Source organism: Plesiocystis pacifica SIR-1, from assembly GCF_000170895.1.
GTDB classification, from domain to species: Bacteria; Myxococcota_A; Polyangia; order Nannocystales; family Nannocystaceae; genus Plesiocystis; species Plesiocystis pacifica.
This window is the reverse complement of the sequence record NZ_ABCS01000027.1, coordinates 53,565-76,300: the sequence shown is the minus strand read 5'-3', so window position 1 is coordinate 76,300 and position 22,736 is coordinate 53,565. Positions and strand designations below refer to the sequence as shown.

General features: G+C 72.3%; 9 protein-coding genes. 6 read left to right on the top strand and 3 right to left on the bottom strand.

Annotated elements, in window-relative coordinates; all coding sequences use genetic code 11:
- The first annotated feature begins 209 nt into the window (after positions 1 to 209).
- Positions 210 to 1,511 (top strand): cyclic nucleotide-binding domain-containing protein, encoded by a 1,302-nt coding sequence (locus PPSIR1_RS16020; protein WP_006972133.1) that lies wholly within the window; start codon positions 210 to 212, stop codon positions 1,509 to 1,511.
- Here PPSIR1_RS16020 and PPSIR1_RS42890 read toward each other — a convergent pair.
- Positions 1,508 to 2,476: a formylglycine-generating enzyme family protein gene (locus tag PPSIR1_RS42890; protein ID WP_006972132.1), complete on the bottom strand. Its 969-nt coding sequence runs from the start codon at positions 2,474 to 2,476 to the stop codon at positions 1,508 to 1,510. The two genes, PPSIR1_RS16020 and PPSIR1_RS42890, sit on opposite strands and share 4 nt — an antisense overlap.
- A gap of 118 nt (positions 2,477 to 2,594) precedes the next feature.
- On the opposite strand from PPSIR1_RS42890, the gene PPSIR1_RS16010 reads away from it, so the two are divergent.
- Complete coding sequence (locus PPSIR1_RS16010) at positions 2,595 to 4,226, top strand: hypothetical protein (protein ID WP_006972131.1); 1,632 nt, start codon at positions 2,595 to 2,597, stop codon at positions 4,224 to 4,226.
- 265 nt (positions 4,227 to 4,491) lie between these two features.
- On the opposite strand, the gene PPSIR1_RS46120 is transcribed toward PPSIR1_RS16010, so the two are convergent.
- The gene (locus tag PPSIR1_RS46120) at positions 4,492 to 6,105 is read right to left on the bottom strand and encodes a tetratricopeptide repeat protein (protein WP_006972130.1); all 1,614 of its coding nucleotides are present in this window, start codon (positions 6,103 to 6,105) and stop codon (positions 4,492 to 4,494) included.
- A 226-nt stretch (positions 6,106 to 6,331) separates the two neighbouring features.
- On the opposite strand from PPSIR1_RS46120, the gene PPSIR1_RS16000 reads away from it, so the two are divergent.
- The 4 genes from PPSIR1_RS16000 (at position 6,332) to PPSIR1_RS15985 (ending at position 21,610) form a co-directional block, all read left to right on the top strand.
- Complete coding sequence (locus PPSIR1_RS16000) at positions 6,332 to 8,050, top strand: ABC transporter substrate-binding protein (RefSeq protein ID WP_198154523.1); 1,719 nt, start codon at positions 6,332 to 6,334, stop codon at positions 8,048 to 8,050.
- Complete coding sequence (gene rlmB, locus PPSIR1_RS15995) at positions 8,028 to 9,005, top strand: 23S rRNA (guanosine(2251)-2'-O)-methyltransferase RlmB (protein WP_006972128.1); 978 nt, start codon at positions 8,028 to 8,030, stop codon at positions 9,003 to 9,005. Before PPSIR1_RS16000 ends, rlmB begins: the two co-directional genes overlap by 23 nt.
- A 544-nt stretch (positions 9,006 to 9,549) precedes the next feature.
- A complete protein-coding gene (locus PPSIR1_RS15990) occupies positions 9,550 to 20,388 on the top strand; it encodes a tetratricopeptide repeat protein (protein ID WP_006972127.1) in 10,839 nt (3,612 codons plus the stop codon).
- A 208-nt stretch (positions 20,389 to 20,596) separates the two neighbouring features.
- Entirely contained in the window at positions 20,597 to 21,610 is a 1,014-nt protein-coding gene (locus PPSIR1_RS15985; protein WP_006972126.1) for a YHYH protein, read from the top strand.
- Here PPSIR1_RS15985 and PPSIR1_RS15980 read toward each other — a convergent pair.
- A complete protein-coding gene (locus PPSIR1_RS15980; protein ID WP_006972125.1) occupies positions 21,600 to 22,586 on the bottom strand; it encodes a penicillin-binding transpeptidase domain-containing protein in 987 nt (328 codons plus the stop codon). The two genes, PPSIR1_RS15985 and PPSIR1_RS15980, sit on opposite strands and share 11 nt — an antisense overlap.
- Positions 22,587 to 22,736 lie beyond the last annotated feature (150 nt).

Below are 22,736 nucleotides of genomic sequence, written 5' to 3'. Positions count from 1 at the left end.
GGGCCGCGTCGGGTTTCACCACAGGCTCCTAGGCCCACGGAGTAGGCCAGGGGAGAGAGTCGGGGGCGCGTGCCACACTGGCACGCGTTCTCCTGGCCACCGAGCCGGGCTCGCAAGCGCGCGTGCGCGGGCTCGGCTTTTCTTGATAGCCTTGGGTGCCACCGTGACCCTCCAGCTCCCTCGGAGTACGGGTCTCAGAGAGCTCCGCCATGCAGATTCAAGCCTTCGGTGAGACGGATGTCGGCCGCGCGCGGCAACACAACGAAGACGCGATCTTCGTCGACGCCAAGCTCGGCCTGTTCCTCGTGTGCGACGGGATGGGCGGGCACGCAGCGGGGGAGGTCGCGTCCGCCAAGGCGGTCGAGGCGGTCCACCGCGCGGTCAGTACCCAGGCCGCGCTCGTGCAGGGCTTCGACGGCAGCGCCGAGGCCTGCGAGGCCCTCGAGGGGCTGCTCCGCGCGGCCATCCAGGAGGCCTCGGCGGTGGTCTTCGACTACGCCCGGGCGGGCCACGGGCGCCACGGCATGGGCACGACCTGCATCGCGCTGATCGTCGCGCGGGCGCAAAGCGGCGCGGTCAAGGGCGTCATGGGTCACGTCGGCGACAGCCGCATGTACCTGGCCCGGGGCGGCAAGATCTGGCAGCTGAGTCAGGATCACACCTTCTTCAACGACGCCGTGCGCCACGGGATGATGAGCCACGAGCAGGCCTCGGCGAGCCCCTACGCCAACATGGTCACCCGCGGCGTGGGCATCCAGCGCTCCGTCGCCGTCGACACCCTGGTGTTCGACCTCGTCGCCGGCGACACCGTGCTGCTGTGCTCTGACGGGCTGACGGCCTACGTCGAGCAGGCCCACGAGCTCACGGCGCTGCTCGGCGACCCCAAGCTCGACGGCCTGCCGGCGCGCCTGGTCGCGCTGGCCAACGAGCGCGGCGGCGGGGACAACATCAGCGCCGTGGTCGTGCGCGGGGTCGCGGATCCGACGGCGGAGGTCCGCCCGGCCGACGACCAGCGCCGGCGCCAGGTGGTCAACAACCTCCAGACCCTGCGCCACATCGCGCTGTTCATGGACCTCAACGACAGCGAGCTGGTCCGCATCTTCCGGCGCTTCCAGGCCCGGGACTACGGCCAGGGCGAGGTCATCCTGCGCGAGGGCGACAACGCGGACTGCCTGTTCGTGCTCGTCGAGGGCGACGTCCGGGTCGGTCGGGCTGGGAAGACCCTGACCACCCTCAGCCGCGGCGCGCACTTTGGCGAGATGGGCCTGCTCAACCAGCGCCCGCGCTCGGCCACGGTCACCACGCTCCGGCCAGTGCACGCGCTGGTGCTCGGGCGCGACGCCTTCAACGAGGTGCTGCGCGAGGACACGGGCCTGGCGGCCAAGCTGCTGTTCAAGCTCGCGCAGATCTTGAGCCTGCGCCTGGACGAGAACATGAGCGTGGGCGAGGCCGATCCAGAGCGGAAGACCCGCGAGCTCGGCGTGCTCTCGCCCTTCCGCCGCCGGAGTTAGGCGCCCTCGGGCGCCAGCGGCATGGCGCAGCGCATGCCGGGCGGGCCGTACATGGCGTGGCGCTTGGTCGGCGCGCCGCCGCTCTCTCGGAACCAGCGAAAGCCCCGGTTGGCGTCCCGCAGGAGCGTCATGCGTGTGCCGAGGTCGACCCACCAGGTGCTGCTGACGCCCCACGAGCCGCCCCGAACGCCGGCCTCCGTGGCGTCGGCGGGGTCCATGCCCTCGCGCAGGGTGGCGTCGGGCCAGGCCGCGACCCACTCCATCTCGTTGTCGGCCGCGTCGAGGATGCCGAAGGGCGAGCGGTCCCAGACGTGGCAGCCCACGGGGCTGGTGTTGTTGCCCACGCAGTCGAGGGGCTCGTCGGGGTACTCGGGCTTGCCGTCGCCCCAGGGAAAGCGCCGCCCGTCCCGGCCGCGCGCGGCGATCTCCCACTCGAGCTCCGTGGGCAGCCGCTTGCCCGCCCAGGCGCAGTAGGCCTGGGCGTCGGTGAAGCGCAGGCAGTTGATGGGGTGGTCCTGGCGGCGCTCGTTGTTGGCGGTGCACCAGCGGTTGCGCTGCGTCGAGGCCTGGCACGCGCCCGCCTCGACGCAGGCGGCGTAGGCCTCGGCGGTGACCTCGTGGGTGTCGATGAAAAAGCCCGGGTGCTCGATCTCGGTGGTCGGTCGCTCGTAGCTGCGCGCCTTTCGATCGACCGTGCCGGGGCCGACGCGGGCGCGGCCCGGGGGGATGAAGGTCATGCCCTCGGGCGGGGTCACGGTGGTCGGCGGGGCAGGGGACGCGTCGTCGGGCTCGGGGGACGCCGCTTGGGGTTCGGGGGACGCTGACTTGGCGGCGTTGGCCGTGGGCGCGCGGTCTCGCTCTGCCTCGGCGGGGGTCGTCTCGGCGTGGTCGCGGTCACCGTCGACGGCGACGAGGTCGGGCTCGAGGGGGGCCGGGGCGCCCAGGCAGGCGGGGCCAGCGAGCATCACACCGACACACGATAGGGCGGGACGGGGCACGGGAGCAGGCTACGCGCAGCCGCGTGTAGAGGTCCACCGAGGGTCCGAGTCTGGTCTCTTGCGCGTTCCTCGCTATTCTCTGGCCGTGCGTCGTCGTGCCCGGACTCTGGTCAATATCGCGCCGCTGGCTCCGACTCTGGCTCTGGCTCTGACTCTGGCGTGCGGTCCTGCGGGGCCGGGCGCCGAGGGCGACGAAGCCGGGGAGAGCGCGGGCGACGAGACGGAGGCGGGGACGACCGGGGAGTCGGAGTCCACAGACGACGAGCTGGGCGAGGGCGAGTCGAGCGAGGGCACGTCCACGGAGTCGAGCGAGGGCGAGTCGACGGCGTCCGGCGAGGACGACATGGACGGCGAGTCGAGCGAGGGCGGGGAGGGGGGCGTCGGTCCCTTCGATCCCTTCGAGCCCGGCGAGCTCCCCTGCGCGAGCGCGGGCTGGGACGCCTCCCTGCCCGTCGCGGCGATCCTCGGCGAAGGCGGCGCGGTCTCGCTGATGCGCGCCGACGGCAGCTTGCTGGCCCTCGACACCAGCTTGCCCAACGCGGCCGCCGACGCCGAGCTCGCGGTGCGCTTCGCCGAGTACGGCGAGTGGCTGGCGACCGCCGTGTTCGACGAGGTCGACGGGCAGGCCAACCACCGCGCGATGTTCCGCCTCTACGACCACGCGGGCGCGGTCCAGTGGGCCTACGAGACCACGCAGTACGAGCCCTGGGGCCTCTACATCGCCGACGACGGGCGCCTGTCCGCGCGCGTCGACGAGTGGGACGCCGAGGGCGACAGCGTGTTCTCGATGGTCGTCGACGAGCAGGGCCTCGTCGAGCACTTCCACGGCGGCGTGCTCGGGCGCGTCGACGCCGAGGACTGGGTGCCGGCCTGGGGCGGCGACGGCGACTACTACTGGCACAACGTCACGACGCAGGCGAACACCGACGCGAGCCACTACCCCTGGCCCGAGCGCGCCGAGGAGCAGGGGACCTACCGCAGCAGCGACGGCTTCCTGGTCTACATCTCGGATCCGGGCGGCGGCTGGGCGCTGATCGAAGAGCACCCGACCGCGCTCCTGGCCACGCCCTGGCCGGAGCTCGGCCCCTACATCGAGGCGGGGGCGGCGAGGCGCGACTTTAGCCACCTCGGGCGCTGGGTCTTGTTCGAGCCCGAGGACGGCTACCACCTGCTGCGCCTGGTCGAGGGCGCGAGCGAAGACTGGCAGCTCGCCCCGCCGCCGGGGAAGGTGCGCCACGCCTGCAACGGCCACGACCTGAGCTTCGACGCCAAGGGCGATCCGCTGATGGTGTGGCGCGACGACGACAGCGCCCGCGCGTGGGTCAAGCCGGGCGTCGACGCGGACTGGGAGGCCGTGCCGGACCTTCACCCGGTCGCCGACACCGATCGCGTCTCGATCTCGGCGCACGGCGGCACCTACGTGCTGCACTCCCGGGGGCCGGGCCTCTACAACTGCGATCCCGAAGACTCGACGTGGGCCTCGCCTCCGGCGGACGCGGTGCTCGGGGAGTCCACGCAGATCGTTCGGCCCAGCGCAGGCTCGAAGCTGATCTTCAAGCCGCGGGTCCAGCCCAAATTCGCCAGCCAAGGCCGCTGCAGCGTGCGCGAGCTGAGCGAGGACCCGACGGTGCCGTGGCGCTTCGACGACCACGAGTCCCAGGCCTGGTTCGAGGCGCCGCTGCCTGGTCAGGTTCGCTGGCTGCAGGCCGCGAACTAGCAGGACATCGGAGAAGTCCTCACGACACCTCGCTTGGTCTTTTCGCCGAGCTCTTTGTCGCCAAAACTTGCGGTGGGATCCACCACAGCGGCGTTTTGGCTCCGCGATCTCGACGAAAATCCACGGCGCGAGGAGCCGCGATGACTTCTCCGATGCCCTACCGAGAAAGACAGCCGCCCACGGGTTCAACGCCAGCTGAGTCCGTAGACGACGCTTTCGTGGATCATGGGTCCCGGCGCGGCCGGGGTGGGCGACTGCTAGCAGCCTACTTCTTGGCCGCGGTCTTCTTTTTGGCGGCCTTTTTCTTGGTCGCCTTCTTGGCGGGCTTCTTGGCCGTCGACTTCTTCTTGGCCGCGGCCTTTTTCTTGGCCGCAGGCTTCTTCTTGGCCGCGGTCTGCTTCTCGGCCGCGGTCTTCTTCTTGGCCGCGGTCTTCTTCTTGGCTGCGGCCTTCTTCTTGGCCGCGGTCCTTTTCTTGGTCGCGGCCTTCTTCTTGGCGGCCTTCTTCTTGGTCGCCTTTTTCTTGGTCGCCTTTTTCTTGGTCGCCTTGGCCGGCGGGGCCTCGACCTCGACGGCGGCGGGCGCCGCGTTGGCGGCCAGCCCCCGAGCGCTGCGGTGCTCGCCAGGGTTGCTGGGCCACTCGGTCTTGGGCAGGCCCATGCGAGCGCGGCGCTCGTCGTCGAAGCCGTAGAACACGGCGAGCTCGTCGAACACGGCGAGGGCGAGCTCTTTGTGGATCAGGGCCGGATCCGGAAGGTCGACGAGGGCCGAGTGGATCGAGCGCACGAGGTTGCGCCGGTAGATGGCCAGGGCGGTGAGCTTGGCGTCGCCGCTGGCCGCTCGGGTGGCGAGGGCGAGGGCGCGGACCCGGGGGTCGACGCCCTCGAGCACGAGCTCGAAGCTCGGCGCGTCGTCGACGATGACCACGAAGCTGGGGTCACGGGTCAGGGCGGACAACTGCGCGTCGGGGCAGGCTTGGAGGGCCTCGATGACCGCGCGGTGCATGGCCGAGGGCGTGATGGCCTCGACCGCTTGGGGGTCGACCTTGACGCCCTGCTTGGGGTCGTCGGCCTCGGGCAGGGGGCGCTGGGTGTCGAGCTGGAGGACCTGGAGAGCCGCGTGGGCGGCCTTGACGGACTCGCCGAGCATGTAGGCGGCCTCGTTGAACAGGTACCAGATGTCGGCGTCGTCGCCGAAGCGGCGGAGCAGGCGCTGGAACCACTGCATGGCCAGCTCGGGCTTGCCGACCTCCATGCACACCCGGGCCAGGCGCACGGTCAGGGCGACGACCCGGGCCATGGTCGCCTCGAGCTCCTCGGGGTCGAGCTCGGGGTCGGCGTCGATGGCGAACTCCTGGAGCAGGCGCTCGATCTGGCGGCGGTCGGTCTCGGGGTGGAGCAGCTCTTCGAGGGCGGAGGCCTCGTGCAGGAGCTCGAGGCGATCGAGGGCGACGCTGGGCTGGCCGAGGCTGAGCAGGGCCTCGAGCTCGAGCACGCCAAAGTCGAGGCGGTCGGCGGTGGTCGCCTCGTCGAGCTCGCGGGCGGTCTCGGCCCGGGCGATGGCGCGGGCGGGATCGTCGAGGTCGTAGAGCAGCAGCTGCGCCGCGGCCAGCTGGGCCTCGACGTAGTCTGCGTCCTGATCGATGGCGCGCTCGTACCACTCGAGGCTGCTCTCCGGGTCCCCCTCCGCGAGGCTGATGGCCGCGAGCAGCATGGCCGCGTCGGGCATCTCGTCGTGGAGCTGGAGGGCCTGGTGGGCCGAGTTGCGGGCGCGCTGATAGTCTCCGCGCTCGAGCAGCGACCAACCACGGTCGAGGTGCGCCGTGTAGCGGCTGGCCTCGCCGAAGTGGTTGCCGTCGTCGGTGTCGAACTGCCGGCGCATCCGAGCGATATACCACTGCACAGCGGGGGCGACAGGCCCCCGCGGCGTGACGTCGTGCCGGGGTCCCGCGGGCTGCTTTGGGCGGTTGCTTGGGTCGTGGCCGGGGGGCCAGTAGACTCCCGCGGTGGCTCGGTCTCGCTCCATTCCTCCCCATCCCCTCGGCGGCGATCTGCAGCCGGGCGCACGCGCGGGGCGCGGAGCATCGCGCTCCAGCCGGCTCGCGGGCGTGCGCCGGGGGTTGGTCGTGGCCCTGCTCGCGGCCCCGCTGATCATCAGCTGCAAGCCGTCTCGGGCGAGCTCTCCCCCGGGCGACGAGCCCGAGGAGATCGAGCGCTCGACGAGCCCCGGGGTCACCCTGGACGCGGTCCCGGACGGGCTGCGCGACAAGTGGAAGGCGCTCGTCGCCGCCCGCGAAGACGACCGCAGCGCGCCCGCGGTGACCGAGGCCGCCGACGCCTTGCTCGCCGACGAGCCGCCGGCGCTGCTGCGCGCGGGGGCCCTCGAGGCCAAGGCCGAAGGTGCGTATCTGCGCGGCGAAGATGCCGACGCGATCGCCCTGGCCGACGAGGCCCTCGGGCTCCTCGACGGCCTCGAGTCGGCGGGCGAGGAGGTCCCCGAGGCGCTGCAGGTGGCCATCCACCGCGCCCTCGGGCTCGCGCTCGTGCGCAGCGGTGACCCCTTTCGGGCCGTCGAGGTCCTCGATCGTCTCGACGGATGGAAGGGCCTCGAGCGCGAGCTGTCCCGGGGTGCCCGAGCCGTGGCCCTCGACCGCAAGGGCGACCGTGAGGGCGCGCTCGTGGCCTTCGTCGGCTGGCGGGAGCTGCTCGCGGACGACTCGCCAGACGCCGCATACGCCGAGGCCCGGGTCAGCGCGCTGGCGCGCGGGCTCGAGCGCGCGCGCATCGAGGCCCTGGTCGAGCGCGCCCCGGGCCCAGACGCCGCCGACTGCCTGCGCGCCGCCTTGGGCGTGGACCCGGGCGACCAGGCGCCGGCCTGGGTCGCGCGTTGCCGCCCGTTGCCCACGCGCATCGGCATCTTGCTCCCGCGCTCGGGCAAGCTCGCGGCCCTCGCCGACCAACAGTTCGCCGCCGCGTCGGCGGCCGTCGCCGTGCTCGGTAAGGAGCGCCCGGTGTCCGTGCTGTGGCGCGACAGCGGATCGTCGACGACGACGACCAAGGCGGCCGCGGACGCGATCATCGCGGACGGTGCCGAGGTGATCATCGGCCCCGTCGGCGTCGGCAACGTGCGCGCGGCGGTCCAGGTCGGCGGGCAGGCGCGCTTTTTGATCCCCGGCGAGGGCCTGGCCTCCGCCCGGGGCGTGGCCGCGAGCCTCGAGCAGCGCGCCCTCGCCCTCGTCGGCGAGGTCGCCAAGACCCACGCCCGCGCCGCGGTCTTCGTGCCCGATAATGGCTACGGCAAGCGGGTCCGCAAGGCCCTGGAGTCGTCGGCCATGCAAGCCTCGGTGACCCTGAGCTTCGTGAGCTACTCGCCGGGCGAGAAGAGCTTCGGCAAGCTCATGGGCGGCGTCAGCGGGGAGCTCGAGAAGGGCTCGGCGCTGGTCATCGCCGACGCGCTGCCGCGCACGGAGCTCATCGTTCGCCAGATGCGGCGCGCCGGCATGCGCGTCGCGGGGGGTCGCGTGGACAGCGAGGGGCCGGAGGTGTTGGTCGCGTCGATGGGGGAGGGGCTGAGCCCGGACGCCGTCAGCACCAAGCACGACAGCCTCGATGGCGTGATCCTCGCGCCCGCGGCCGCGCCCGACGCGAGCTCGCGCGCTTTCGAAGATCAGTACCTCGCCCAGCAAGGTGAGCTCCCCGACGATCAGGCGCTGTTGGTCTGGCGGGCGCTGTCCGCCGCGTGGTCCGGGGCTTCGGGGACCCTCGAGCCCGAAGCGGAGCTCGTCCGCGTACAGGGAGGCCGCGTTGTCGCGCTCCAAGCGCCCTGATCGCTCGCGCGCCAAGCGTGGACCCGCCAAGGGCGCCAAGCCTGGACCGGCGAAGCCTGGACCGGCCAAGCCCGGCGTAGCCAAGCCTGGCGCGGCCAAGTCGGGCGGCGCCGGCGACCGGCCCAAGCGTGAGAAAGGCGCCAAGCGAGGTGGCCGCAGCCGGGAGCGGGAGCGTCGGGTCGCGCGCTTGGATCCCAGGCACCACCCCGTGCCCGGGGAGCGCGCGGTCGTCGAGCTGCTCCGCGCGTCGCCCACCCGCGTTCGCCGCTTGCTGCTCGAGGAGGGCCGCCGCTTCGAGTCCCTCGAGGCCCTGGCCGCCGAGGCCCTCGGCGAGCGCGTGACCATCGAGCGGGTCGAGCGAGAGATCTTCGACGACCTCATCGGGCCGGGCTTGGCGCGCGGTGTCTTGGCGGTCACCCGGCCGCCGCGGCGCTGGGACTTCGAGGCCTTGCTCGAGGGCGGCCCGGAGGCCGAGGGCGGCGAGGCCGTGCGGACCCGTCGAGGCCATCGGATCATCGTGCTGCTCGACGGCGTCCAGGATCCCCACAACCTCGGGGCGGTGATCCGCAACGCCGAGTTCTTCGGGGCGACCGCCGTGGTCTGGGGCCAGGACCGGGCCGCGCCGCTGTCCGCCGTGGCGGTCCGCTCGTCGGCCGGGGCCACGGAGCGCCTGCCCCTGGGGCAGGTCACGAACGTGGCCCGGGCCCTCGAGCAAGCCAAGGCGAGCGGGACCTGGTGGGTCGTCGGGACGGTCGTCGACGAGGGCACGCCGGTCCACGAGTTCGCCCAGGATCCGCCCTCGGACATGATCCTCGTCCTCGGCAGCGAGGAGCGGGGCATGCGACGGCTGACGCGGGAGCGCTGCGACTTCCTGGTGACCATCGCCCGCGGGGGCAGCCTCGGCTCTCTCAACGTGTCTGCGGCTGGGGCCGTCGCGTTGGCGAAACTGGCCTGAGCGCGGCTGCTCGCCTGCTGGCGCCCGCTGAGGCCGGATCCACGGCACTTCACGATTTCGCCACCCAAGCGCAATGCGGATGGGGTAGGGTGGGCGAAGACGCGGCAGGGCTCGCCGCGACGCGAGGGCATCTGCGCCTCGCAAGGACGCTCGCCTCGCGACCGCAGGCGGGACCGCGAGCTGCACCTTCACGGGCCGGACGCGAACGATCGCCGTCGGGCTCGAGCTTCTTTTTGCCGAGCTGGCGGGCGCCTTGTCGGTCGGCTCCGTGGCCGGCTTGGGGGCTGGCGCGGACGCGGGCGCTCGCGCGTTGGCGACCCTCGCGAGGCGCGAGCTCACCCCGCCGCTTTTGCCTAGATACCGCGGACCCGACTCGTTACCCTTGGCCCCCGGTTCGTCGGCGAGCCGAACACGTCGAGCGTCCGCGCCCGACGTGTCGCACCGACCCCTCACGCGCGCTCGCCCCCGCCGAACCCCCGCTCCGCACCCTTCCTGGATCGCCCAGAACTCAGCCCGGAACTCAGCCCGGAACCTGGACCACGACATGGCCGACGTTCGCTCCGCTCTCCTCTCGCACCTGCGCTCGCCCGACGACTCGACCCACCAAGAACTGACCGCCGCCTCAGCGGCAGCCGGCCGCGATCTGGCCGCTGCGTCCGCGGCGGTGCGCGAAGACACCAGCGACGTCGAGGCGGCCGCGCAGGTCCTCGCGCTGCTCGTGCTCGAACAGCACGGCAAGGACGGCGCTGACTCGACGGCGATCGTCGATCGGGCCAAGAACCTGGCCCAGCGCGCGCCTCGCAAGGCCGAGGGCAACGAGGTCGCGCTCGTGTGCGGCGAGGTGCTGTGGCGCGTGGGCGGTCAGCCGCGCCTGGCCGAGCCCTACTTCCGCCGCGTGCGTCGCCACGACGCCAGCAACGTGGCCGTGGTCAGCTTCTACCGCGAGCTGTTCTCGGGCCCCAACGACGGCAGCCAGCTGATGCAGGTGCTCGTCCAGGCCCGGCGCGCGAGCAAGGACGCCGACCGCCGCTTCGAGCTCGCCGAGGAGATGGCGACCCTCGCCCGCGAGCGCCTCGGCAGCACCGACCGCGCCATCGAGGTGTGGCGCTCGGTCGTGCGCGAGGACGGCCAGGACGCCCGCGCCCTCGCCAACCTCGAGAAGCTCTACCGCGAGGGCAAGAAGTGGACGGCCCTCGTCGAGCTGCTCAAGGACGCCTTCGAGCGCATCGAGGACACCGCGGACAACAAGCAGCTGCGCATCGACAAGCTGCTCGAGATCACGGCCCTGTACCGCAAGGAGCTGCGCCTCGACGCCATGGCCCTGGCGACGCTGCAGCGCATCCTCGACATCGATCCCCGCCACCAGGGCAGCCTCGAGGTGCTCGCCGACACCTACGCCTCGAGCCAGCGCTGGAACGACCTGCTCGGCGTGCAAAAGCGCCTGCGCGACGCCGCCAAGGAGGACGGCGACGCCGAGGCCGAGGCCGAGGTGCTGCGCAAGGTCGCGGCCATCTGGGTCGAGAAGCTGGGCAACCCCCAGCGCGCCCTCGACCCCCTGCGCGAGCTGCTGGGGCTGATCCCCGGCGACCGCAAGGCCCGGGACATGATGGCGCAGATCCACGAGCAGCGCCGGGACTGGCGGGCGCTCATCGCCCTGCGCCGCGAGGAGCTGCAAGAGCGCGAGGGCGACGAGGCCCTCGAGCTGCGCCTCGAGCTCGCGCGCCTGGCCGAAGAGAAGCTCGGCGATCGCCGCGAGGCCATCGCCGGGTGGAACGCCGTGCTCGAAAACCACGGCGAGGTCGACAAGGCCCTGGCCGCGCTCGCGCGCCTGTACGAGCGCGAGTCTCGGTGGGCCGAGGCCGCCGAGATCCGCCACCGCCAGGTCGCCAAGGCCGACTCCGTGGGGCGGGCCGTCAAGCTGCTGACCGAGATCGGCCACATCTACTCCGAGCGCCTGCGCGACCAGCCCAACGCCATCCGCGTGTGGCGAGAGATCGCCCGCCTGGTCCCCGGCCACGACAAGGCCCTGCGCACCCTCCGCGACGCCTACTCCTCGTCGGGGATGTGGGACGAGCTGACCGAGCTCTACGTCGAGCAGGGCCGGGTCTCGGACCTCGTCGACGCGCTCCAGAGCGCCGCCGACCGGGTCAGCGCGACCGAGGACCGCGTCGACCTCTACCGCCGCGTCGCCCAGCTGTGCCGCGAGAAGCTCGGCCAGCCCGAGCGCGCGGTCAAGGCCCTCGAGCGGACCCTGGCGATCCAGCCCAACAACCTCATCGTCGCGCGGGAGCTCCTGCCGATCTACCGCGAGCAGAGCAACTGGGCCGCGCTGATGCGGACCATCAACGTGCTGCTCGAGGCCAGCGAGTCCGTCGACGACAAGCTCGAGCTCATCGAGCAGCTGCGCGAGATCGCCGTCGACAAGCTGCAGTCGCCCCAGCTGACCTTCCAGTGGGCGGCCCGGGCCTACGTGCTCCGACCCACGGACGAGGCCCTGCGCGGGCGCCTCGAGGCCGCCGCGGCCAACAGCGACAATTGGGACCAGCTGACCCGCCTGTTCGAGGACCGCATCGCCGGGCAAAAGCCCGCGAGCGCCGAGGCCACCGACGGCGAGAGCATCGCCGCGGCCGCGGTCGCGCCGGCCGACGAGGCCGAGCAGCTGCTCTTGCTCGAGAAGCTGGCGATCATCGCCCGCGACCAGCTGAGCAAGCCCGACGACGCCCAGCGCTACTTCCGGCGCATCATGGAGCTCGACCAGCACAACGAGGCGGCCATGGAGGCCCTCGAGGCCATCTACACCTCGACGCGGCGCTGGGACGACCTCAGCGAGGTCTACCGCTGGCGCCTCAACGTCGCCCCCGACGACGCGGCCCGGCTGATCACCCTGCGCGGGCTGGCCCGCCTGCAGGAGGACCACCTCAAGGACCTCGACGCCGCGGTCCAGACCTACGACAAGATCCTCGAGCTCGAGCCCGAGGACCGGCGCACCCTCGACTCCCTGGCCGAGATTCTCCGCGGCCGCGGGGAGTGGCAGCGCCTCGCCGCCATCCTCGAGACCAAGCTGCTCATCCCGCGCAACGAGGACGGCAGCGGCCGGGCCCTCGAGCCCAGCGACATCCCCGTGCTGTTCGAGCTGTCGAGCGTGCGCTCGGGCCGGCTGAGCGACACCGAGGGGGCCATCCGCGGCTTCCTGCGCATCCTCGACCTCGAGCCCATGCACCGCGACAGCGTCGCCGCGCTCGAGGAGATCTACCGCGCCGACCCGTCCACCTCCGTGACGATCATGCGCGGGCTGCTGCCCTACTACCAGCGCATCGGCGACAAGCAGCGCGAGGCCGAGGCCATGGAGGTCTTGCTCGCCGCCGCCGAGACGACGGGCGAGGGCGAGGGCGAGGGCGAGGGGCTCGACGCCGAGGCCAAGGAGCAGCTGCGCGAGCAGAAATCTCAGCTCGCCGCGATCTACGAGCAGATGCCCGAGCGCCGCAGCGACGCGCTCAAGATCTACGCCGAGCTGTTCGAGGGCGACGCCGCCGACTGGGAGGGCCGCCAGCTGCTCCAGCGCCTCGGTCGCAGCCTCGAGCAGATGGAGCTGGTCGCCAACGCCTACGCGCGGGTGCTCGACGCCATCAAGCAGCACGCCGCCGAGGCCGAGGCCGAGGGCCGGGCGCTCGAGCGCGCCGAGGCCAACCTGCGCCGGGACCTGCTGCTCGAGCTCGGCGCCATCTGGCGCGACGACTTGCAGCGCCCGCTCGAGGCCGAGAAGGCCTACGCCGAGATCCTCGAGCGCGACGAGACCCACCAGGCGGCCTACGAGGCCCTCGAGGCCCTGCTGCGCGGGCGCGAGGCCCCGGCCGAGCTGGTGGAGCTCTACCGCCGCCGCGTCGACGTGGTGTTCAACCAGCGGGAGCAGCGGGAGCTGCTCGGGCGCATCATCGAGATCGCCCGGACCGTGCTCGGCGACCGCGAGACCGCGGTCGAGACCGCCGAGGAGCTCCTCGACCTCATCCCCGACGACCTGCCGACCATCGAGCTGCTCGCGCAGATGTACGCCGAGGGCGGCGAGCCCGAGGACCTCGACAAGCTCGAGGAGCTGCTCGGGCGCTGGGCCGAGCTGGCCAAGGACCGCGAGCTTCGCCACGAGCTCAACTGCAAGCGGGCCTCGCTGCGGGTCCAGCACCAGGGCGATGCGTTCGGGGCCGTCGACCTGCTCGGCTCGGTGATCGGTGAGAACGCCGACCACGAGCAAGCCCGCGGCTTGTTGGAGCAGCTCCTCGACGTGTCCGAGGTGCAGATGCAGGTCGCCGGCCTGCTCGAGCCCATCTACCAGCGCCGCGGGGACCACGAGGGCCGCATCCGCGTGCTCCACGTGCGCCGCAACAACGCCGCGGCCGAGATGCGCCAGGACGACGCGACGGGCTACCTGCTGGCCATCGCCAAGATCCAAGAGCACGACCAACGGGACATCGAGCAGGCCTTCGCCTCGCTGCGCGCGGCCTACCTCGAGGATCCGCGCCGCCTCGACTCGCGCGACGAGGTCGAGCGCCTGGGCCTGTCGACGGGCCGCGAGCGCGACCTGATCGCGATCTGGACCGCGGCCCTGGCCAGCGAGCAGGTCGACGACAAGACCCTGCGCATCGACCTGACCCACCGCAAGGCGATGCTCTTCGACGAGCGCCTGCGCGACTCCGAGGGCGCCCGCGGTGCCTGGCTCGCGCTGCTCGATCTCGACCCGCCGGACGCGGCCCTGGCCCACAAGACCGTCGAGGCCCTGGTCCGCCTGCACCTCGAGGCCGGCGACTTCGCGGCCCTCGTCGACGCCCAGCGGGCGCTGCTGCGCTTCGTCGAGCCTCACCACCAGCAGGTCAAGATCCGCCTCGAGATCGCGACCATCCAGCTCGAGCAGCTGATGGACCGCGTCGGCGCGGCGCTGACCTGGGCCGAGGTCGTCGACATGGAGCCGGCCAACCGCGTGGCCCTCGACGCCCTCGAGGCGCTGCTGACCGAAGAGGCGGAGTGGCAGCGGCTGACCGAGGTCCTCGAGCACCGCATCTCCGTGGCCGACGAGCCCCGGCAAAAGTCGGCGCTGTGGCGGCGCATCGGCGACATCCGCCGGGAGCAGCTGCAGGCGCACCAGCGTGCCATCGAGGCCTACCAGAGCATCCTCGACCTCAAGACCGGCCACGACGACTCGGTCTACGCCCAGACCCGCCTCGTCGAGCTCAACCGCGAGCTCGAGCGCTGGCCGGACGTCGAAGAGGGGCTGCGCCGGTTGATCGCGTTCTCGGGCAGCGACGCCGAGCGCGTGCGCCTGCTGGCCGAGACCGCCGAGGTCGTCGGCAAGAAGCTCGAGCGCCCCGACGACGCCCTCGACCTGCTCAAGCGGGTCCTCGACGCCGCGCCCACCGACGCCCGCGCGCGGTCCATGGTCTCGAGCTACCTCGAGCCCGACGAGACCCGCGAGCGAGCGATCCGCATCCTGACCCCGCTCTACGAGGCGGAGCAGAACTGGGCCGCGCTGCTCGAGCTGCAGGAGCTCCAGGCGCGCAAGCAGCCCAGCGGACGCCGGCGCCTCCAGGCGCTGCTGCGCGTCGCTCGGACCCAAGAGGAGAAGCTCGAGGATCCGGGCCGCGCGTTCGCGGTGCTGTGCGAGGCCATGGCCGAGGCCGGCGACCAGCCGGAGCTGTCCGAGATCCTCGACAAGGTCGAGCGCCTCGGCGCGGTCACGGAGCGCAGCGAGGCCCTCTACGACGCCTACAGCCGGACCGTCGATCACATCCTCGACTCGGCCCTGCAGCAGCGGGTGCTCCGGGCCATGGGTGAGGTCGCGCTCAACCGCCTGGGCCGCCTCGACGACGCGCGCAAGGTCTACGAGCGCCTGCTCGAGAGCGCGCCGGAGGACGCCGGGGCGACCGACGCCCTCGAGCAGATCTACGTGCGCCAGGGCGACGACGAGGCCCTCGCCGCGTTGTTGGTCCGCAAGGTCGACGGGACCTCGGAGACCGCGGCCCGCGACGAGCTGCTGATCCGCGCCGCCGAGATTCACCGCACCCGCCTCGACGACGCCGAGGAGGCCATCCGCCTCTACGAGCGCCTGTCGACCGACGCGCTCGACCGCGAGAGCGTGCAGGAGGTGCTCGAGCCCCTCTACGAGAGCACCGGCCGCTTCCGCGAGCTCGCCAACCACCTGACCCGCAAGCTCGGCCAGCTCCGGGGCAAGGCCGCCGTCGACACCCACCTGCGCCTGGGTCGGCTCTACGGCGAGCACCTCGAGGATCCCGAGGAGGGCATCCGCCACCTGGGCGCTGCGCTCAAGTCCGACCCCGACCACGCCGTGGGCACGGACGAGCTGTCGCGCTACCTGCAAGACCCGAACATGCGCAGCCGCGCGGCCGAGATGCTCGAGCCCGTGTTCCTGGCCGTGCAGGACTGGGAGCGCCTGCTGCTCATCCAGGAGGTCCGCCTGAGCGAGGCCGAGGACCACTCGGACCGCGTGCAGATCATGCTGCGCATGGCTCGGATGCAAGAGGAGCAGCTCGAGGACCTCGACAAGGCCTTCGACGCCTACTCGCGCGTGTTCAAGGAGGACCCGGAGAACACCCGCGTGCGCGACCACCTGGGCCGCCTGGCCAACGTGCTCGCAACGACGGACAAGTACGCCGAGCTGCTGACCGAGTACGTCGAGCAAAACCCCGACGACAACAGCGAGTCGACCCTCGCCATCGTCCACGAGAGCGCGAAGCTGTGGGCCGGGACCCTGCGCCAGCCGGCCAAGTCCGTGCCGCTCTACCAGCGCCTGCTCGAGGCCAACCCCGACGACCGCTCGGTGTTCGCCGAGCTCGAGTCGGCGCTGAGCATGGGCGAGATGTGGCGGGAGCTCGCCGACGCCTACTGGCGCGAGGCCGAGGACAGCCTCGACGAGACCCGCCAGGTCGAGCTGCTGATGAAGCTCTCGCGCGTCGCCCTCGACGTCCTCGACGAGTCCGAGATCGGGGCCAAGGCCTTCCAGCGCATCCTCGAGGTCCAGCCCGAGAACGAGCGCGCCCGGGCCCAGCTCGAGCAGGTCTACCAGCAGACCGAGAAGTGGCAGGAGCTCCTCGACCTGCTCCGCGACCGCCTCGGGCGGAGCCTCGACCAGGACGACCGCACGCCGGTCTACCTGCAGATCGCGGACTTGCAGGACGAGGCCCTCGACGACTGGGAGGGGGCCCTCGACACCCTCGAGAGCCTGCTGGGCGAGGTGCCCAACGAGCCCAACGCCGTGGCCACCCTCGAGCGCATCGCCGATCACCGGGTCCCCGCCCGGCACCGCGTGTTCTCGATCCTCGAGCCCATCTACGACGCCACCGGCAACACCCCGCGCCTGGTCGCGGTGTGTGAGTGGCGGTTGACGGTCACCGAGGATCCGGGCTCGCGCCACGAGCTGCACCGCGAGCTCGCCCGCCACCTCGAGAGCATCCCCGAGGGGGCGCCCTACGCCTTCAGGGCCCTCGCCCGGGCGCTCTACGAGCCCGGCCCCGAGGACGCGCTCTTGGCCCTCGACTCGGACATCGGCCGCCTGGCCAAGTCCCTCGAGACCCCCGGCGCCCTGGCCGACGCCCTGGTCGCGGCGGCCGACGGGGAGCAGCTCGCCAACGACGCCGATCGCCGCATCGAGCTGCTGGTCCGCGCCGCGCGGATCCGCAGCGAGGACTCGCCGGAGATCGCCGTCGAGATCCTGCGCAAGGCCCTCGAGCTGCGCGACGACGAGGAGGAGGCGCTCGCGCTCATGGACCGCGCCCTGGTCCGCCTCGGCTACCACGAGGAGCTGCGCGAGGTCCTGACCCGCCGCGTCGAGGTCGAGGCCGACGACGTCGAGCGCGTCGACCTGCTGCGTCGCCTGGCGACCCTGCACGAGGACATCCTCGCCAACCCCGAGGAGGCCGAGCAGGCCTGGCGGCGCCTGCTGGACATCGAGCCCAGCGACACCGAGGCCCTCCAGCGCCTGAGCCGGACCTACGCGGCCAGCGGCAGCACCACCGAGCTCATCGAGGTGCTCGAGCGGCGCATCGACGCCAGCACCGACGAGGACGAGCGCCGGAGCCTGCGCATGCAGCTGGCCAGCATCCACCGCGAGTCGGCCAAGAACCGCGAGGCCGAGATCGACGTGCTCCGGGCGCTGCTCGCCGAGGCGCCCTCGGACGACGACGCCATGGCGGCCCTGGCCCGGGCCCTGCTCGCCGAGGAGCGCCACGCCGAGGCGGCCGACGTCGTCCAGGACCGGGCCACCATCGCGCCCACGGCCGAGCGCAAGGCCTCGCTGATGCTCGACGCGGCGCGCATGTACGCCGGGCCGCTCGAGGACCTGATCGGCGCCGTCGAGCGCTACGAGCAGGTCCTGCAGCTGCTCCCCGGGCAGGAGGGGGCGGTCGCCGACCTCGTCGGCCTGTGCAAGCAAGAAGAGGTGTCCGAGCAGGCCGCGGGCCTGGTCCGGCCGCACCTCGAGGACCACGGGCGCTGGGCCGACCTGGCGATCGTGCTCGACGCCCGGACCACGCTGTCCGAGGACCCCGACGAGGTCCTGGAGCTGCTCAAGGAGCTGGCCACGGTCCGCCACGAGAAGCTCGGCGACGCCGCCGGGGCCCTCGCGGCGACGATGAAGATCATCGACTCGGCCGCGGCCGAGGAGCTCGAGGATCCGCTCAACGGCGCCATGCGCCTGGCGGGCGAGCTCGACGGCCTCGAGGCGCTGATCGACGAGCTGGCCAAGCGCGCCGCGGACAGCGACCGCGACCCGGAGATCCGCGTCGCCATCGGCATGGCGGCCGCGCACGCGGCCTCGGACTTCCTCGGTGACCCCGACAAGGCCCTGGCCGTGCTCACGCCCTTGCTGGACGCCGAGCTCGCGGACCTCCCGGCCTGCGTGCGCATCGAGGAGCTGGCCCTGCGCAAGAGCGACCCGGCGCTGGTCGAGCGCGCCCTCCAGGAGGGCTCGCGGCTGGCCGCGGGCATGGAGGAGCACCTGCCGATGTTGGTGCGCCTGGGCGAGGCCCGGATCGCCATCGAGGCGTGGGAGGGGGCCGTGGAGGCCTTCCGCGACGCCCTCGACATCGACGTGGGCCTGGAGGGGGCCGTGCGCGGGCTCGAGACCGTGCTCCGGGCCCGGCTCGGCGCCGACGGGGTCGACGGCGAGACGGTGCGCATCCCCGACGGGCTGCTCGACGCCCTCGACAACGCCTACATGGCGGCGAGCAACAACGTCGGCCTGGCCCAGGTCGCGCGGGTCCGCCTGCGCGAGGCCGAGGGCTCGGACCGCGTCAACCTGCTCCAGAACCTCGGCACGCTCATCGACAACGGCGGCGGCTCGCCCAAGGAGGCCCTCGAGGCCTGGGGCGCGCTGCTGGCCCTCGACGCGGAGTCCTCCGAGGCCCTCGAGCGCGTCCTCGCCCTGGCCGAGACCGAGCTGGCCGGGCGCGCCGGCGAGCTGCTGAGCCAGGCCGTCGAGGCCTCGGCCGAGGCCGGTCGGAGCAGCCCGGCGCTGTGCCTGGCGACGGCGCGGGCGTGGCTCAGCGGGCTCAACCAGCCCGACAAGGCCAAGGCCGCCCTGGTGCCGCTGCTCGAGGAGCAGCCCGAGCACGTCGAGGGCCTCGGCCTGCTCGTCGAGACCGCCCGGGCCCTGGGCGACGCCAAGGCCTTGCACGGGGCCCTGCGCCGGTCTGCGGCCGCGCAGGGCGACCCCGTCGAGTCCGCCGGCTTGTGGCGCGAGGCGGCCAGCGTCGCCGAGCAGATGCTCGCCGAGCCGGCCCTGGCCATCGAGGACCTGCGCCAGCTCATCGACGCCGACGAGACCGACGGCCCCGGGTGGTCGCGGCTGCTCGCGCTGCTGGCCCAGTCCGGGGACCACGAGGCCCTCGTCGACGCCCTCGGGCGCCGGGTGATGATCACCGAGGACGAGGCCGAGCGCCGCGAGCTCCGCTACCGCCAGGCCAACCACCTGGTCGACAAGCTCGAGCGCTTCGAGGACGCCATCACCGTCTACAACGACATGCTGGCCTCGGACCCCAACGAGCTGGTCGCGGTCAACGAGCTGCAGGTGCTCTTGCGTCGCCTCGAGCGCTGGCAGGACATCCGCGACCTGCTCGAGCGCAAGCTCGAGATCGTCGAGGGCGAGGAGCAGATCGCGGTCCAGGAGGAGATGGCCCGGCTCGCCGAGGAGAAGCTCGACGACACCACCGACGCCGTCGAGGTCCTCCAGCGCGTGGTCATGGAGCACCCCGAGCGCGACGCGACGCGGGTCTGGCTCGAGCGCCTGCTGACCAAGGAGGAGCGCTGGCACGACCTGTCCGAGCTGCTCGAGGGCCGCATGGATCGCCTGCGCGACGCGGGCGACACCGACGGCTACCGCGAGCTCGCCTCGCAGCTCGCCAGCTTGCTGGCCGAGAAGCTCGACGACAGCGATCGCGCCCAGTCCATCCTCGAGAGCCTGCTCGAGGTCGACCCCAGCTACGTGCCCGCGCTGCTGTCCCTGGCCTCGGTCCACGAGGCCCGGGGCGACGAGGAGTCCATGCGCACGACCCTCGAGCGGGCCGCGGCCCTCGAGCCCCAGGGCCCGACCGGCGCGCGCTTGCAGCTGCGCCTGGCGATGCTGACCGAGGAGGCCGAGCCCCGGCGGGCGCACCTCGAGAAGGCCCTGAGCCTCGACCCGGCCAACGTCGAGGCGGGCAAGCAGCTCCTCGAGCTCAGCCGCTCCGAGGAGCGCTGGGACCAGGTCGCCTACCTGCTGGAGATGGCCGTGAGCCGCGAGAAGTCCGACGACAAGCGCCGCGAGCTGCAGCTCGAGCGCGTCGACATCCTCGTCGCCAAGGTCCAGGACATCGACGGGGCCCTGCGCGTCCTGGCCAGCATCTACGAGCAGGTCCAGGACGACGTCGAGGTCAACCGGCGCATCGCCGACGCCCTGTTCACGGCGCAGCGCTACGAGGAGGCCGTGGGCATGTACCACTGGCTCGTCGAGATCACCGCGGGCAAGCGCAGCAAGATCCGCGGCCACTACCTGGCTCGCCTCGGCCGCATCGAGATCGAGGCCGGCCAGGGCGAGGAGGCGCTCAAGCACCTCGAGGAGGCCTACCGCCTCGACACCACCAACGTGGAGACCCTGCTGACCCTCGGCAACCTCCACGAGCGCAACGAGCGGTGGACCGACGCCCTCAAGATCTACCGGTCCATGCTGCTGCAAAACGCCGACAAGTCCGGGCTGCTCCGGCGCGGCGACATCTACCTGAGCCTCTCGCGGGTCCACATGGGCCTGGGTGAGAAGCCCAAGGCCCAGGCCATGCTGCGCCGCGGCGTCGAGGAAGACTCGACGCACAAGGGCCTCAAGGAAGCCCTCGAAGCCATCGGAGGCTGAGCCTGTATTGCCCCCACAGCCGCCTGGGGCCGGGGCGCTTCGTCGCTCCGCTCCTCCGCTTGGGCTTGGTGGGCAATGAAGTTCGTGCCTTGGAGAAGGCTCGTGGTCGCCCCCGCAAGCGGGGGCGTGGTTTCGTTGACGGTCTCTGATCGGGAAGGGGAGGACCTGTTCGACGGGGGCGCGAGCGCGGCGCGTGTTCTAATGGGGCATGGGTCGCGCTCGCTGCATGTGCTCGTCGATCGCATTGCTCGCGGCGTTGGTGGGCTGCGGAGACGCGGGCGCGGGCGAGGCCGACGACGAGGGCAGCTCGACCACGGGCAGCTCGATCCAGGACATCACCGACGCCCAGTTCAGCGACCGGACCCCGGGCTGCGACGCCTACGTGGGCGACTACACGGCCGTCGCCAAGGACCTGAGCACGGGGACCAGCTTCGCCGCGCAGGTCCGGATCGAGCTTGGGGGCGAAGCCGCTGGCGACACTTGCACGCTGAGCTCCAACGGCATCCCCAACCACGACTTTGGCGACCTGGGCCCCTTCGTCACGCCCGTCGGGCAGGTCCAAGAGAGCTTCACCCTCGCCGCGAAGCCGAGCCTGAACGACGCGAGCGCGCCGCTGAGCTTGATGCTCGACGACGGCGTGCTGCGCAACGGGGTCAAGATCGACCTGCTCGCGGCGGCGTGCTACGGCGTGGGGCCCGACCCGCTGGGCCAGGAGAAGATCGGCTGCTTCCAGGACGGCACGCCCTGGCGCTACGACCCCATCAGCCCCAGCACCGCCTTTGGCGAGGACAGCCACCACGCCCACACCCAGCCCGACGGGGCCTACCACTACCACGGCGACCCCAACGCGATGTACGACCCGAGCGGGGCCGCGCCCTCGGGCTTGATCGGCTGGGCCGCGGACGGCGTCCCGATCTACGGGCCTTACTTCGACGACGGCGGGATCGTGCGCAAGGCCGTGTCGGGCTACAGCCTCCGGCAAGGGGCGCGGGTCAGCCAGCCGGGGGAGGCGGCCTTCCCCGGCGGGGACTACGACGGGACCTTCATCGACGACTACGAATTCACGGGCGCCGGAGACCTCGACGCCTGCAACGGAATGAGCGTCGCGGGCGTCTACGGCTACTACGTGACCGAGGGCTACCCCTACGTGATCGGCTGCTTTCGGGGCACGCCGGACGCCTCCTTCGCCAAGGGCATGCCGCCTCCGCCGACTAGTCGGTGATCAGCGACTCGAGCAGGGCACGGGCCGCAGGCACGGCGGTGTTGCTGGCGATGCCGCCGTCGTGGGCGAACACGACGACGACGATCTCGGGATCCCCGGCTGGGGCGAGGGCGACGAACCAGCCGTCGTAGCGGTCCTCGCCTTCGGAGCTGGAGCCCTCGAGGGTCGCGGTGCCCGTCTTCCCGGCGATGCGCATCGTCGGGATCCGGGCCACCCGCGCGGTCCCGATCTCGTCCTCGACCGCGGCCAGCATGCCCTCGAAGACCGCGGCGCGGTTGGACGAGCTCGAGCGCGCGAGGGCGCGGTAGGCCTGGGCCAGCTGCAAGGGCGTGGCCTCGAGCGCGCCGTGGCCCGTGGCGGCGGCGGCCAGCTCGGCGCTGATCTGGTCGGTGGTGGGGAGCTTGCCGGGGGACTCGTCGGGGTGCAGGCCCGTGGCCGCGCCGAAGCCCAGCTCGGAGTAGGTGCTGGCGACGAGCGCGGCGCCCATGCGGTCGCCCACGACGTAGGCGAACTGGTTGCAGGAGGTCGCCAGGGCCTCGCGCAGGTCCTGCTCGCGGCCGCCACAGGGCACGCGCAGGTCGGCGTCGATGACCTCGGCGTCGAGGGCCGCGAGGGTCATGAGGGGCTTGACCGTGGACGCGGGGGAGTGGGCCTGAAGCAGGGGGTGGGCCAGGTCTGGGCCGGGGCGCTCGCGGGCGCCGAGCAGCTCGCCGCTGTCGACGTCGAGGAGGACCACGGCCCCGGCGCCCTCGAAGCTGGCGAAGGCCGCGTCGAGGGCCGCCTCGGCGTCCTCGGACGAGGGGCGGAGCCCGGGCGCTTCGGTTGCTTTGGCTGTCGACGCGACGGGGTCGGAGCTCGGGCTCGTTGGGGCGTCGGCGTCACCGGCGACCCGGGCCTCGCTCGGGGCGGTCTGGCAAGCCGCGAGGGCCAGGGCGCCGAGGAGCAGGCTTCGAAGGGAGGAGGAGAGGGGCAGCATCGGCGGCCCTACGCCCAGGATCGAGCTGGGATTCCCAGGCGATGCGCGAAAGACCAGGGGGCAATCCGCCTGCCTGGTCGTCGGGGAGTGTCAGGGTTTTCACGCATGCGATCTTTATGCAATTCGTACTACCAATTGCTGCGATGAAAA

Bases quoted from the DNA above. Each gene is read 5' to 3' on its own strand.
- PPSIR1_RS15980 (WP_006972125.1), bottom strand. From the start codon at position 22,586: ATGCTGCCCCTCTCCTCCTCCCTTCGAAGCCTGCTCCTCGGCGCCCTG.
- PPSIR1_RS16020 (WP_006972133.1), top strand. From the start codon at position 210: ATGCAGATTCAAGCCTTCGGTGAGACGGATGTCGGCCGCGCGCGGCAA.
- PPSIR1_RS15990 (WP_006972127.1), top strand. From the start codon at position 9,550: ATGGCCGACGTTCGCTCCGCTCTCCTCTCGCACCTGCGCTCGCCCGAC.
- PPSIR1_RS15985 (WP_006972126.1), top strand. From the start codon at position 20,597: ATGGGTCGCGCTCGCTGCATGTGCTCGTCGATCGCATTGCTCGCGGCG.
- PPSIR1_RS42890 (WP_006972132.1), bottom strand. From the start codon at position 2,476: ATGCTCGCTGGCCCCGCCTGCCTGGGCGCCCCGGCCCCCCTCGAGCCC.
- PPSIR1_RS46120 (WP_006972130.1), bottom strand. From the start codon at position 6,105: ATGCGCCGGCAGTTCGACACCGACGACGGCAACCACTTCGGCGAGGCC.